This window comes from Paraburkholderia fungorum (assembly GCF_046027605.1).
Lineage (GTDB): Bacteria > Pseudomonadota > Gammaproteobacteria > Burkholderiales > Burkholderiaceae > Paraburkholderia > Paraburkholderia fungorum_F.
Genome location: NZ_JAQQEF010000006.1, coordinates 1 through 13,787 on the forward strand (window position 1 = coordinate 1; position 13,787 = coordinate 13,787).

A 13,787-nucleotide genomic window follows, 5' to 3' on the forward strand; every position below is an offset into this window, starting at 1 on the left:
CGACGATCTGCCGTTCGTGCCGCTCGCCAAGCGCGTTTAAGCGTATCGAAGGATGTCGAAGCGTGTTTGAAGGTCGAAGATCGTGCAAGCCGCCGCGCCACCGCAAGCTAAACTACATAGACTGACCGATTGAAACGCCAGGGAAGCGCCGCTTTAAAGAGGGGCAGCGGATTGTGAAGCACGGCTGCCGCCATCGTCCCCGGATCATTATTGTTTTGTCCCCTACGCCATGAATACTGCCAACCGCAAACGCCTTCCCGGCACCCAGCTGGATTTCTTCGACACGCGTGCCGCCGTCGATGCAATCCAGCCCGGCGCCTATGACAAGCTGCCGTACACCTCGCGCGTGCTGGCCGAAAACCTCGTGCGCCGTTGCGATCCGGTGACGTTGACGGCGTCGCTCAAACAGATCATCGAACGCAAGCGCGAGCTGGATTTTCCGTGGTTCCCCGCGCGCGTGGTCTGTCATGACATTCTCGGCCAGACTGCTCTGGTCGATCTCGCCGGTTTGCGCGACGCAATCGCGGCCCAAGGCGGTGATCCCGCGATGGTCAATCCAGTCGTGCCGACGCAGCTCGTAGTGGATCACTCGCTCGCTGTGGAATGCGGCGGTTTCGATCCGGACGCGTTCGCGAAGAACCGCGCGATTGAAGATCGCCGTAATGAAGATCGCTTCGATTTCATCAACTGGACCAAGCTCGCATTCAAGAACGTCGACGTGATTCCGCCTGGCAACGGCATCCTGCATCAGATCAACCTGGAGCGGATGAGTCCGGTGGTGCAGGTGAAAGATGGTGTGGCTTTTCCCGACACACTGGTCGGCACCGATTCGCACACGCCGATGGTGGATGCGCTCGGCGTGATTGCCGTCGGCGTCGGCGGTCTTGAAGCGGAGAGCGTGATGCTGGGCCGCGCGTCTTATATGCGCCTGCCGGACATCGTCGGTGTGGAACTGACGGGCAAGCCGGTTGAAGGCATCACCGCGACCGACATCGTGCTCTCATTGACCGAATTCCTGCGCAAGGAAAAAGTGGTCGGCGCATACCTCGAATTCTACGGAGCAGGCACAGCGAGCCTCACGCTCGGCGATCGCGCGACCATCGCCAACATGGCGCCCGAATTCGGCGCGACGGCGGCGATGTTCTATATCGACGAGCAGACCATCAAATACCTCAAGCTCACCGGCCGCGACGATGAGCTCGTCAAACTCGTCGAGACCTATGCGAAAGAAACCGGCCTGTGGGGCGATACGCTGAAGCATGCCGAGTACGAGCGCGTGCTGAAGTTCGATCTGTCGACCGTCGTGCGCACGCTGGCGGGACCGTCGAATCCGCATCGCCGTTTGCCGGTTTCGGAACTGGCCGCGCGTGGTATCAGCGGCAAGGTGGAGAACGAGCCGGGCCTGATGCCGGACGGCGCCGTCATCATCGCTGCGATCACGAGCTGTACGAACACCAACAACCCGCGCAACATGATCGCCGCCGGCTTGCTGGCGCGTAACGCCAACCAACGTGGCTTGACGCGCAAGCCGTGGGCGAAGACTTCGCTCGCGCCGGGGTCGAAGGCGGTCACACTGTATCTGGAAGAGGCGGGCCTGCTGCCGGAACTGGAGCAACTGGGCTTTGGCGTGGTGGCGTATGCGTGCACGTCGTGTAACGGCATGTCGGGTGCCTTGGACCCGGTGATCCAGAAAGAAATCGTCGATCGCGATCTGTATGCGACGGCTGTGCTGTCCGGCAACCGCAACTTCGATGGCCGCATTCATCCGTACGCGAAGCAGGCCTTTCTGGCTTCGCCGCCGCTGGTGGTGGCTTATGCGATTGCGGGCACGATCCGCTTCGATATCGAGAAGGATGTGCTTGGCGTCGATGCTGACGGCAATGCAATCAGGCTGAAGGACATCTGGCCGTCGGATGAAGAGATCGACGCGATCGTCGCTTCGAGCGTGAAGCCGGAGCAGTTCCGCAAGGTGTATGAGCCGATGTTCGCTGTGTCCGTCGATACGGGTGAGAAGGCTGATCCGCTGTATGACTGGCGTCCGATGAGTACTTATATTCGCCGTCCGCCGTATTGGGAAGGCGCGCTTGCCGGTGAACGCACGTTGAAGGGCATGCGTCCGCTGGCTGTGCTGGGCGACAACATCACTACCGACCACCTGTCGCCGTCGAACGCGATCCTGGCGAATAGCGCGTCGGGCGAGTACCTCGCCAGGATGGGTTTGCCCGAAGAGGACTTCAATTCATACGCCACGCACCGTGGCGATCACTTGACCGCGCAGCGCGCCACCTTCGCGAACCCAACGCTGAAGAACGAAATGGTGTTGGAAGACGGCAAGGTCAAGGCGGGCTCGTTGGCGCGCATCGAGCCCGAGGGCAAGGTCACGCGCATGTGGGAAGCAATCGAAACCTACATGGAGCGCAAGCAACCGTTGATCGTGATTGCCGGGGCCGACTACGGTCAAGGTTCGTCGCGTGACTGGGCGGCCAAGGGTGTGCGACTTGCCGGCGCGGAAGCGATTGTGGCGGAAGGATTCGAGCGGATTCACCGCACGAATCTGGTGGGCATGGGCGTGTTGCCGCTGGAATTCAAACCTGGTGTGAATCGTCTCACGCTTGCTATCGACGGCACGGAAACCTTCGACGTGATCGGCGAACGCAAACCGCGCGCCGACCTCACGCTCGTGATTCATCGCAAGAGCGGTGAGCGCGTGGAGGTGACGGTGACGTGCCGCCTGGATACTGCTGAAGAAGTATCGATCTACGAAGCCGGCGGCGTGTTGCAACGCTTCGCGCAGGACTTTCTCGAATCGACCAAGGCTGCGGCTTAAGGTTTTAAAAACGATCTCATCAGGACATTACTTTCATGGCCCACAAACCTCAGATCAAGATCCCGGCGACTTACATGCGCGGCGGTACCAGCAAAGGCGTGTTCTTTCGCTTGCAGGATTTGCCGGAGGCGGCCCAGGTACCGGGCGCAGCGCGTGACGCGTTGCTGATGCGTGTGATCGGCAGCCCGGATCCCTATGGCAAGCAGATCGATGGCATGGGCGGCGCGACTTCGAGCACGAGCAAGACGGTCATCATCGCGAAGAGCAGCAGGCCGGATCACGATGTGGATTATTTGTTCGGGCAGGTTGCGATCGATAAGGCTTTCGTCGATTGGAGCGGGAACTGCGGGAATCTTTCTGCGGCGGTCGGGCCGTTTTCGATTAGCGCGGGTTTCGTCGATGCGAGCCGGATTCCGCACAACGGTGTGGCGATTGTGCGTATCTGGCAAGCGAATATCGGCAAGACGATCATCGCGCATGTGCCGATTACCGATGGCGCCGTGCAGGAAACGGGTGACTTTGAACTCGACGGCGTGACGTTTCCCGCTGCCGAGGTTCAGCTCGAGTTCATGGACCCGGCGGCCGAAGAAGAGGGCGCTGGCGGCGCGATGTTCCCGACTGGGAATCTGGTCGATGATCTAGAAGTGCCAGGTGTCGGCACGTTAAAGGCGACGATGATCAATGCCGGTATTCCGACCATTTTCATCAACGCGGAATCGGTCGGTTATAAAGGCACCGAACTACAGCACGCGATCAATAGCGACGACAAGGCTTTGGCCATGTTCGAAACCATTCGCGCGCATGGTGCGGTGCGGATGGGCCTCATCAAGAATATCGATGAGATCGCGACGCGGCAGCATACGCCGAAGGTGGCTTTTGTCGCCAAGCCTGCTGAGTACGTTGCGTCGAGCGGCAAACGTGTTGGCGCGGGCGACGCCGATCTGCTGGTGCGGGCGATGTCGATGGGCAAGCTGCATCACGCGATGATGGGAACGGCGGCGGTGGCGATCGGCACGGCGGCGGCGATTTCGGGGACGTTGGTGAATCTTGCCGCTGGCGGCGGCGCGCGGGAAGCGGTGCGGTTCGGTCATCCGTCGGGGACGTTGCGGGTTGGGGCTGAGGCGCGTGAGGAAGGCGGCGAGTGGACGGTCACCAAGGCGATCATGAGCCGCAGCGCGCGGGTTTTGATGGAAGGGTGGATCAGAGTGCCGACGCCGGAGGCTTGAGGCGAACGTTCGCTGCTGCCCGCCTGACCACTTCCGTTCGATCCGCCACGCCGGGCCGTGGCGCCAGATCGAGCACGCATCGGTGACGTTCCGGCGTCAGGTGATGCGAGACGAACGCCACGTCGACTAGCGCGCGAATGCAATCGTCCAGCGATGCGCGGCGCAGTTCGTCCAGTGCGCCTTTGAAAGTAATCAGAAAGTCTTCGCAGCACCGGTCGACCACGGCGACGGCCAATGCGGCCTTGTTCGGATAGTACTGATACAGCGTACCGACGCTCACGCCGGCGCGCTCGGCCACGCGTGCCGTGGTGAATCCTTCGTAACCTTCTTCCAGCAAAACCTGAATAGTTGCTTCGACGATTGCGTCGACGGTGACCAATCAGGACCGGATGACAGACTTCCTCGAAAGCGCGGCTTGAATGCGCTTGGCGTACGCGTGACGAAAAACGCTCATCGAGAGCGCAAGTGCGTGTAAATTCGTAGCCGGTGGTTTGCGACCCGCCACTGCGTTTTCAAATCGGTCGTCGTCCGAGTCAGTCCTACAGTCGTACTGGAGCCGGGTATGAGTACCAAGCAAAGCAAGAAAGAACATCTGATAGCAGCGGCATCACATCATGAGCAGGCAGCGCGATTTCACCACGGTGCATCGCGGCATTTCGAAGCGGGCAAAGACTTTGCGCACACCGCGCATCAGGCGATGTTGGCCCATGGCCATACCTTGCATGCGATCGCTGAGGCGCATGATGCGGGTGCACATAACGTTAATGTGCCGCCGCTAGCGCCTGCACCGGCGGGCGCCGGCGCAAACAGTGCAACTGCAGCAAAACATCACGCGACGGCAGCGGAGCTTCACCTGGAGGCAGCGCAGCATATGCGTCATGCTGCGAAGCTGTTCGATCAAGACCGAAGCGCAGTAGCCCACGACGCGCAGCTAGCACTCACGCTTGCACTGCGCGCCTTGTCGCATGGCAATGAAGCGGCCAAAGTATTTATCAAGCTCGTTCCCGCTGAAGCTGCATGAGGGACGCTGGTTGAAGTTAAACCCGGGACACCGGGTTTAACAGCAAGTTTCAGCCTCGAGCGGTTCGGATATTCCGGCGTTTTACTGGGGGCTATGCCTTCCAGCCAGCAAGTCCGCCGCGATGGATTTCGCATGCGCGACGGCCTCGTTTGGGTCAGGGAATACGCCGAGCTGCTCCCAATGCTCTTCGACCGCATAAGTGCCTCTCACGCCGAGAGCCCTTTGTACGCGCAATTGCGCCGCGTACTTGCCGTCTTCCAGTGGTCGAGCCCTTGCAATCACCTTGTGCGGAGGATCGGGCCGCTCCGGTTGTTTCAACTCGACGGGACCGCCCGGTGCGCCGATATCGTTTAGCGCGTTCCTCGCTTTGCAATCTGGGCAGTAGAAGCACCACCCCTCGTCCTCACGAATCGATCTGACCTGCCCACGGGCCAGCACGGCACGACATTCAACGTTTTCGCAGATGAACGGCATAGCAGTCTCCGGAGTTGTTTGCGGAAATCCTAGCATGACCGCCGACGGTGAGCCATGGGCAATATTGCCGTGTCTGCTGTGCGCGGGTTTTGTAATCTCCGTCGCTCCTTCAGGAAGCCTTCAAGCGCGGGTCGGCGCGATCGCGGCCCGTGGCCGCAGCGTTGCCATGATCAGGTACATGCCGCCGCCGATCACCACGCCGAAGAACCATCCATAGGTATTCCACCAGACCGGCAGCAGGTTGGTGAAGTTGGGCAGGAAGGTCGAAAACACGCTGCCGACTGCCGCGGAGACCAGCGCGTTGACGTTCCAGCCGCCTTCGTATCGGTACTCGCCGTACTCCTGATAGAGCGCCGCGACGTTGATGTTGCCCTTGGCCACCAGGTAGTAGTCCACCAGAATGATCCCCAGCAGCGGGCCCATGGTGGCGCCGATGCCGTTGACGAAGTGCGCGGCGTTGCCTTCCCACGGCGCGAACGGGTAGAGCACCAGCGCGATAGCCGCGGCGATGTAGCCGCCTCTCTTGAAGCTGATCCGCTTGGGGAAGGCGTTGGAGATGTCGAACGCGGCCGAGACGAAATTGGCCACCACGTTGATGCCCAGCGTGGCGATCGCGAAGGTCAGCGCCGCGATGAGCGCCAGCACCCAGCTGTCGAATTTGGCCGAGATCTGTTCGGGGTGGAGCAGCACTTCGCCGTACACCTTGAAGGCGGCGATGGTGGTGACGCCGGCAACCAGCGAGAACGCGATCAGGTTGACTGGCAGGCCCCACAGGTTGCCTTTCTTCACCGCATCGCGGTTTTTTGCGTAACGGGAGAAGTCACAGAAATTCAGGTAGAGCGCGGCGAAGTAGGTGATCCAGGTTGCGCCTACTGCCATTAACGCCCAGAACGAGCCGGGGTCGCCGCTGACGCCTGCGTCTTTGGTTTTGTCGAGTAATGCGCTCATTGGGATGCCGTGGCTGAAGGAGAAACCGCCGGCTTTGACGCATAGGCCGATCGCGAGGATCAGCATCGCAACCCACACTGCGGGACCGGCCCAGTCCTGGAATTTGCGCACTGTCTCCATGCCTTTCTGGATGATGAGCAGTTGTAGCGCCCAGATGATGATGTAGCAGATGACTTCCAGGCCGGAGTGGCCTAGCCATTGGGTGTTTTTGTGGAAGGCCATGAGGCTGTCGCTGCGGATCAGCAGGGCGACCATTGCGCCTGACGCGGCTGCGGTTTGGGCGCCGTACCAGAAGCAGGCCACCACGGCGCGGACCAGGGCTGCCAGGTTGGCGCCCCAGACGCCGAAGGAGGCGCGTGCGAGGACGGGGTAGGGGACGCCGGTTTTTTCGCCTGCGTAGCCGATCAGATTCATTAGCGCGAAGATGACTAGCGAGCTTAGGCCGATTGCTATGACGAAGTTGATGAAGCCGCCACAGAGGAGGAACAGGCTGGCGGCGAGGTAGTAGCCCCACAGGCTGTGGACGTCCGAAGTCCAGACGTTGAAGATGCTGAAGGCGCCCCAGTTGCGCTGCTTCGACGGGGCGAGGTCTGCGTTGTAGAGGCCGGGGGAAGGGTCGCGGATTTCCATTTGTTATCTCCTTGGAACTCGTCGTGTAAACGTGGGACTGAGGAAACACCGCCGGACACTTCTACGGGAAGTTTAGCCCTGCGTTTGGAGGCTGCTGGTTTGCGAGAGTTGTTGTTGCCTTGTTCTTTTTTTGAATGGGTTAACCCTGGTTGGGGCGTGGGCTCGTGGGACCCTTCTGTCCATTCCGACTCATGAGGGGCGCCGTTGCGGGTTTGTTGTTGTGATTCAGATTCAGATGATCGTCTTGCGAAGGCATTATTGCCTGAGTAAAAAAAGCAGGGCAAGTTGCAGGGCCAATCATCGAAGCGCGATCACCCGATGTCTCGGCCTGAGTGGACGCTGCTGCTATTGATAGTCAAGCGTGTCATCGACTTTGGTGATCTTCCAGCCGTCTCCTTGCTTGCGCAGAAATACCAATACGCTGATTTTGTCTTTCGAACCAAAGGTAACCGGAACAACCGCAACGTCGCCGAGCATGAGCGGCGGGTGTGTCTCGATGTTGTTAAGCCAGTCTTGTTCGTCGTAGTCCTGCACCTTTGTGAAATAGTCGCTGTCGCCAGGGAGCCTGTTATGGCGGTAAGCGCCTCGAAGTCTGTCAACCGTTGTCCTGGTGACGTAGACATAAATGCGCTTGTCGAGCAAAGGGTAGGCCTCTTTGGATTGCAGCTCGATATACCAGGTATAGAACGCTTTGGTGCTTGCGTCAGGCGTAGCGGTATCCGGGAATGCCTCTTGCTGGAATAACAGACTGCCGACCAACAACAATACTGACACGGCGAGGGTGAGAAGCTTCTTCATCGTTCGTCTCAGTTGTATCGATAAATTTTGTAGGCCGGCTGCGATTGCCGATAGGCTGGTCCCGGATAGAAGCCTTGCCGGCCGGCGTGGGTCTGCTTGAAATCAGATACCCATATGGAGCCGTCAAAGATTGCCATGTGCCCAGCAGGGTGACCTGGTGCCGGCTGTATCACGATCACGTCGCCTTTCTGCGGGTCTCCGATCGCTTCGCGAAAGCCCGCGGCCTCAAGGAGCGGGCCGTAGTCTTTGGCGTAATGTGTGGGGCGCACTAAGACGCCCCCCCACTCGATTGCCTTGCGCACGTATTTCGCGCAGTTGTGAGTGCTGTGTGATTCGGCATGGTTATCTGCGTAGGTCGCTGCAGATGATTTATCGAACGGCATGGCGTCTCCCTTAACAATTTTGTTGTCGCTTGCCTGGGACGCTAGCACGTGGGATTTTGGGCGTTGTCAAATTGTGTCTCAAGCGGGGGTGTTATGTGTGCTGCGTTGGGTCATTGATTGTTAGTCGGCCGGTGTAGTGAGCCGCTGGAATAGGCGCAAATCTTTGGCACTTGTCGCGCTCGACGACTTCGACCATTAGCCATTCCAACCCGCGGGGAAAACGCCACAAAGCAACTGCTTGTCAGAGTCGAAGGGCCACCGCCGATGGCCGTGGCAGATGAAGAGTCGATGTGGTGTTGGATTGTCAGTGGCCGGTCATCGGCCTTTGCGGACGGTTGCCGTTCAGGAGCGGGAGGCCGTTCCATGTCGCCTTGCCGACATTCGCGACTAGGTGTCGGCGAATGTCAGCTTTTGACATTGACGAACGGGTCTTCTCGACCCACAACGGCCGATGGAGCTGGCGCGACGTGAAAGGCTGCTTCCGAGGTCCAGCGGCCAGTCGTTTGAACGGTTGCTGACCATAAAGGCATCGGCATCAGTGATACCAGCCATTCGCATCCAGCCGATTGCGGCCAACGCGAGCGTTCATGATGTGCCCGGTCTGACTCACCGAATAAGATAATCGCGCGAGGCAAGTCCGCCTGGAGAAGTGAGAACAGACGTCGAGCATTAACCGTGGAGAACGTGTCGAAAGATTGATTGCGCAAGCTCCCGTGGCTCATCGAACGTAGTCGCAAGTTCAAACAAAATGACAAAAATGCAGCCATACGAAACCCTTGGATACCTATCGATGAATCGCACGATAGCTGGCGCAAATCGCACCATGACCGGTTTTCGCGTTACAACGCAGGTAACGCCAACGCCAAGGATCATTCCTGCCAGAACGTCGCTCGGATAGTGCAAGCCCAGATAAACTCGCGGAAAACAGATAAGAACGATGCATTGCAGCAGTGCGATCACGCCCATCCATCTGGAGACGAGAAAAATGCCCATCGCGACGGCCGCCCACAGCATGGCATGGTCGCTAGGAAACGAACTCCAGGTTCGAAGGACCGCTTCCGGAGTGGCCGCTATCGGAAACGTCAGCTGCAGGCTTTGGTCATAGAGCGGACGCTGCCGGAAAGGCAAATAGTGAGCGAGAACTCTGCCAATGAAAAGCGCCAGCAACCCGCTCAGGATGGTGGCAACAACCATTTCCCGTTGCCACTGCCGGCGCTCCCTTGTGTCGAACCAGATGGCACACAGCATGGCTAGTGGCAGGAGGCCCTTGAACAGATAGAAGTCCGCAACGAGGTTGACTGCGTGGCTGAAACTCTCCGAGTGAAGCGCATCGTCTGTCAGGATCGTCAGGATTTTCGAGTCGAAGCTGTTCATGATCTGGTTCCGGGGAAGCGCGTTGGTTTACGAATCGCCGGCTGATTGACGGGGCGATCGCGCAACGCAGCGCGAGCTGAACGGTATGTATCGGCCGAGAAATGAGCGGTCTTAACTGGACAGCACGAACCCCGATCAATTAATGCACTTCGCAATCCGTTGATATGTTTTCGAACGCACACACGTTCATAAAATTGTCACAACCACCAGCGAACTCTGCGTCCGCAGCGTCATGTTCTGCTCGGCGACATCAATCGCCAGGTACTTCTATATCGATGCCGGCCCAACTCGCGCGGGTGACAAATCCACAGGAGGCGACGCAAGCGATATGTAATAGTCGCAGCGGTCGCCCGACCGGCTGCAATGTGTCCGGAGCCTTCGGCAAAGCCGACGTTCAAACGCTCGTGTGAAAGGGTGAGCGAATGTCCGCAGGTGGCCGGCTCCGGGCGAATGAAGGGTACCCGCTAACCATGGACGTTCGCGGCCCGGCGACACAATCGAACTCCCATCAACTAAACGGGAGTCTGTCATGGGAAACAAGCAAACTCGTGAGCCGTGGAACAAAGGCAGGTTGTTGGCCAGAAGCCGCCGCTGAAGAAGGACGTCTGGGCGATTCGGAGGGGATCAGTATCTTTTCCCCAGTCGCCTTTCGGGATCGCCGCACATTTCATCGCGACGCCCGGTTCAGAGCCACGCCAAGCCAGCGCGGATCTGCGCGTGAGCGTTGTCCATCAGCGGCTCGCCATGCGCCAGTACGACTTGCTCGAACGGCCAGGCGAGCAGCCGATCCACGCAGGCGCGAGCCCGCTTGCGGTCGCGATAGACCAGACGCAGGAGGGGATGCCAGCCGACGTGACCGAGCACGCCACCCAGGCGCAAATAGTTGCGCGTGAGCCAATGCGGCGACGCGCGAAAGTTCTCGACCAGATCGCAGGTGATCAGTGTGCGCGTTGCCGGGTGATAGAACACCGTCTCGCCGAGCATGGAGCCTTCAATCGTCAGCAGTTCGAGATCGTCACGCCACTCGGGATGCGGCTGGTCCGTCAGCGTCGCGCCGAAACGCAGGTCCCGGCGCTTGCGTTGCAAGGCGGCTGGACCGTGCAGCAGTGCCTGTGGGTACGTGGCCGCCGCTACGGACGCGTACATATGGTGAAACAGGTTTGGACAGACGATATGCGCGACTGGCCCGAGCGCGTCGATCTCACTGCGAAGCTGCTCCGGGAGCGCGACGGGCGAATGCAGCAGCAGCTTGCCCGATGACAGGCGAATCACAGTCATTCGCGAGCCAACGTGCAAACCTATGAAAGAATGATGAACCGAAGCGATCCAAATATTCTTCGCCAATTCCTGAAGCACCGGCATCATCCCCCCGACAATGCGTAGATCTGGACATTCTCGACGGTTACATTCGCTACCGTCAAACGAGTACTAACCCGAGTGATCAAGAGTCTGCCCGCTACCATCACGCGGCGTTCGCCCTCACTGTCGCATCGACGTTTGGGGCGGTCAGCCGACCCATTGCGAATGACGGTTACACTGACTAACCTATGTTCAGGTGCCAGGAGACTTCTATGAGCAAGCATACCTTTGTATCGTCTGCCGTCACTTTGCTGTGCGTGGGCGCCCTGGCGGGCTTGACCGCCGCCCCGGCTCAGGCAAGCGGCGCGCGGGTGAAATGCCATCTGACTTTCAGTATGTCCGGATGGTCGGCGATTTATCAGCACGCCGAGGGACGCGGCAAAGTAACTTGCGACAATGGGCAAAGGGCCGCAGTCACGATCAGCGTGCACGGCGGTGGCCTGACGGCCGGCAAGTTTCACGTCAGCGGCCACGGCGATATCAGCAATGTCCACAGCATCAGGGATGTGTACGGCAGTTATGCACAGGCCGGTGCTTCGGCCGGCGCGGGGAGGAGCAGTACTGCCCAGGTGCTGACCAAGGGAACGACGTCGATGGCGTTGAGCGGCAGCGGTGAAGGCGTGAACCTTGGTGTGGCGGTCGATGATTTCAAGATCGAACCGGTGCACTGAGACGCCAGAGATGTTCCGATGTATTCCCACGCCGGGCGTCATAGCAGTGGCGCTTCGAGAAGTGCAGGGAATTACTGGGCCGCCCAACGAGGCGAGTGAATGACGATCGCGAGCAGTAGTAGGGGAATCTGAAATGTTCCGGGGAACGATTGCGGACCTTCGAACCTCGGCAATCCTGCCCGAGGCACACGTGCCTTGAGAATGCGGTAGACGTTTGCCAAGCGTTTGGCGGCCCTTGGCGAGGGAATCAACTCATAGAGCGCAGATGCATATGCGGCTTCCCACGGCTCGATTACCAGTGCATCTTCGGCGACTTCGAACTCATCGACGCGCGCGCTTGATGTTGGCTCGGCAGGTGGTGTGTCATCCGCGTGGGCGCGGCTCTCCCCGTCATCGTCACTTGTTGACGGACGGAACTGCTGTGTGGGGTTCGCGGCTTTTCCGTTTCCTGAACATTTGGTACCGGGGCTGGCGAGAGAGCGGCTGGTCCCTGTGTCTCGCGGTTGGACCGCTGCTCCAGGCCTCGTTGTTGAACGGGGCGGAGCATGCCTTCAATCAGGCGCCCGTATCCCTCTTCCGACATTGAGCGAAGTGTGTGTGGAATCTGGAAAATCTTCTCTAAGTAGTGCTGCGGTGTCGTCATCCACTCATGCGGATTCGCGGTGAACTTGGCGGCGTCCCCTTGAAACTCCTGATAATGCACTGCTAGGGAGTGCATCAACCATCGCGGATCGACACCCACGACGACCACGAACAATGGATAGGCGAGGAGTAGATGAACAGCCTGCAATACGTCAACGACCTTGTGCGCGGGGCACCGGTCAAGGTCATCAATGTAGAGGACGATCCGATCCGCGGGGCGTTGCCCATTTCCGAGCGGTATGCGGTTGGCGAGACGTGCCAGCTTTTGAAGGATGAACGTGACTAAGCTTGCCCACAGGTTCGTATCGACGTAGTGCCATGCGTTGAACTCGATTTGGACGACGTCGGACCAGTAAGCCGCGTTCTGGTTGTTTGCGGCTTGATTCGAGAGGTCGCGAATGCGACGTCTCATTTCCTGCATGAAAAAACTCTCGCCGGAGCCCCACTGGCCGGACAAGCCGATGGCTAGTGGAGGCGACACAGCTTGAGCAACCATTATGGACGCCAAGCTATGCACGTCCTGCGAGATGTCGAGCAAATCTGACTGCTCTGCAACGCTGTCTGAGGAGTAGCCGGCGGTCAGGTAGTTCGCCGACTGACCGCTTACGATAAGCTTGTTCAATCCATTCTCGAAGCTTCGAGCCACACCACTCATCTCAGGATTTTGCGCAAGCCGGCGAAGTTCTGCAACGACTGCGCGTCTTTCGAACGCAGCGATGAGCGCCATTCACCCGTCGGCGCAACCGGACATTCGTGCGTCAGCTTCGCTCTCGAAACAGCCGCTCGGGTGACGCCGTTCGTCGCGTCGTCGACGATGTTTCAAGGTGCAGTCTGCTTGCCTGCCTGACGAGCGTGGCAAATGAATCCGCCTGCATTTTTCTCATGATGTTGCCGCGATGCACCTGCACGGTGTATTCGGTGATACCAAGATCTGCGGCTGCCTGCTTGTTGAGCCGGCCGCTTGCGAGCAACGGTAACAACTCCTTCTCACGAGGCGTCAGCGATTGGTGGAGAGCCTGGAGCGCCGCTGTATCTTCCGCCTCCTTGCGAAGAACGTGCGCCCTGGCGATCGCCGCATCAACCGCGCGCATCAACGCGTCTTCATCGAGTGGCTTTGTGAGGAAGTCAATAGCCCCGCCCTTCATGGCCAGGACCGTAGACGGCACATCTGCCCTTCCGGTAATGAAAATAACCGGAATCTGTGAGTCCCTGCTGACAAGCTTCTGAACTTCCAGCCCGCTCAAGCCTGGCATTCTCATATCCAGGATCAGGCATGCAACGACATTTTGATGCGAGGTGTCCAGGAACTCCTCGCCAGAGTCGAATGTCTGGACGTCTCTTCCGTTTGCGCGCAACAGCGCAGCGAGTGCTTTTCGCACGCTCCCGTCGTCGTCGACCACGTAGACTAATTCGCTCACGGATCTCATAGAACCC

General features: G+C 59.1%; 13 protein-coding genes. 4 read left to right on the top strand and 9 right to left on the bottom strand.

The features are described from left to right. Window positions 1-229 precede the first annotated feature (229 nt). Both acnD and prpF read left to right on the top strand, forming a co-directional pair. Window positions 230-2,827, top strand: coding sequence for a Fe/S-dependent 2-methylisocitrate dehydratase AcnD (gene acnD, locus PQR53_RS12150; RefSeq protein WP_408453587.1), 2,598 nt, complete (start codon window positions 230-232; stop codon window positions 2,825-2,827). Between the two features lie 35 nt (window positions 2,828-2,862). After that, on the top strand, window positions 2,863-4,053 hold the full coding sequence (gene prpF, locus PQR53_RS12155; protein ID WP_408453590.1) for a 2-methylaconitate cis-trans isomerase PrpF: 1,191 nt from the start codon (window positions 2,863-2,865) through the stop codon (window positions 4,051-4,053). Here prpF and PQR53_RS12160 read toward each other — a convergent pair. Further along, window positions 4,028-4,432 (bottom strand): TetR/AcrR family transcriptional regulator, encoded by a 405-nt coding sequence (locus tag PQR53_RS12160; protein WP_408453592.1) that lies wholly within the window; start codon window positions 4,430-4,432, stop codon window positions 4,028-4,030. The genes prpF and PQR53_RS12160 overlap by 26 nt on opposite strands. Window positions 4,433-4,615: 183 nt before the next feature. On the opposite strand from PQR53_RS12160, the gene PQR53_RS12165 reads away from it, so the two are divergent. Next, window positions 4,616-5,074 (top strand): hypothetical protein, encoded by a 459-nt coding sequence (locus tag PQR53_RS12165; RefSeq protein ID WP_408453594.1) that lies wholly within the window; start codon window positions 4,616-4,618, stop codon window positions 5,072-5,074. An 81-nt stretch (window positions 5,075-5,155) separates the two neighbouring features. On the opposite strand, the gene PQR53_RS12170 is transcribed toward PQR53_RS12165, so the two are convergent. The 6 genes from PQR53_RS12170 to PQR53_RS12195 all read right to left on the bottom strand — a co-directional run bounded on the left by PQR53_RS12170 (window position 5,156) and on the right by PQR53_RS12195 (window position 11,046). Then, the gene (locus PQR53_RS12170; protein WP_408453596.1) at window positions 5,156-5,548 is read right to left on the bottom strand and encodes a hypothetical protein; all 393 of its coding nucleotides are present in this window, start codon (window positions 5,546-5,548) and stop codon (window positions 5,156-5,158) included. 120 nt (window positions 5,549-5,668) lie between these two features. Next, window positions 5,669-7,126: an NCS1 family nucleobase:cation symporter-1 gene (locus PQR53_RS12175; protein ID WP_408453598.1), complete on the bottom strand. Its 1,458-nt coding sequence runs from the start codon at window positions 7,124-7,126 to the stop codon at window positions 5,669-5,671. A 345-nt stretch (window positions 7,127-7,471) separates the two neighbouring features. Next, the gene (locus PQR53_RS12180) at window positions 7,472-7,924 is read right to left on the bottom strand and encodes a DUF3828 domain-containing protein (RefSeq protein ID WP_408453601.1); all 453 of its coding nucleotides are present in this window, start codon (window positions 7,922-7,924) and stop codon (window positions 7,472-7,474) included. 8 nt (window positions 7,925-7,932) lie between these two features. Next, entirely contained in the window at window positions 7,933-8,307 is a 375-nt protein-coding gene (locus PQR53_RS12185) for a CHAP domain-containing protein (RefSeq protein ID WP_408453604.1), read from the bottom strand. A 669-nt stretch (window positions 8,308-8,976) separates the two neighbouring features. Further along, on the bottom strand, window positions 8,977-9,681 hold the full coding sequence (locus PQR53_RS12190; protein WP_408453607.1) for a phosphatase PAP2 family protein: 705 nt from the start codon (window positions 9,679-9,681) through the stop codon (window positions 8,977-8,979). A gap of 684 nt (window positions 9,682-10,365) precedes the next feature. Continuing rightward, complete coding sequence (locus PQR53_RS12195) at window positions 10,366-11,046, bottom strand: DUF4336 domain-containing protein (RefSeq protein ID WP_408453610.1); 681 nt, start codon at window positions 11,044-11,046, stop codon at window positions 10,366-10,368. A gap of 206 nt (window positions 11,047-11,252) precedes the next feature. Between PQR53_RS12195 and PQR53_RS12200 the strand changes: the two genes are divergently transcribed. Beyond that, on the top strand, window positions 11,253-11,711 hold the full coding sequence (locus tag PQR53_RS12200) for a hypothetical protein (protein ID WP_408453613.1): 459 nt from the start codon (window positions 11,253-11,255) through the stop codon (window positions 11,709-11,711). Between the two features lie 292 nt (window positions 11,712-12,003). Here PQR53_RS12200 and PQR53_RS12205 read toward each other — a convergent pair whose 3' ends face one another. Both PQR53_RS12205 and PQR53_RS12210 read right to left on the bottom strand, forming a co-directional pair. Continuing rightward, on the bottom strand, window positions 12,004-13,080 hold the full coding sequence (locus PQR53_RS12205) for a P-loop NTPase fold protein (protein WP_408453615.1): 1,077 nt from the start codon (window positions 13,078-13,080) through the stop codon (window positions 12,004-12,006). A 31-nt stretch (window positions 13,081-13,111) separates the two neighbouring features. Next, on the bottom strand, window positions 13,112-13,780 hold the full coding sequence (locus tag PQR53_RS12210; RefSeq protein ID WP_408453618.1) for a response regulator transcription factor: 669 nt from the start codon (window positions 13,778-13,780) through the stop codon (window positions 13,112-13,114). Between the last annotated feature and the right edge of the window lie 7 nt (window positions 13,781-13,787).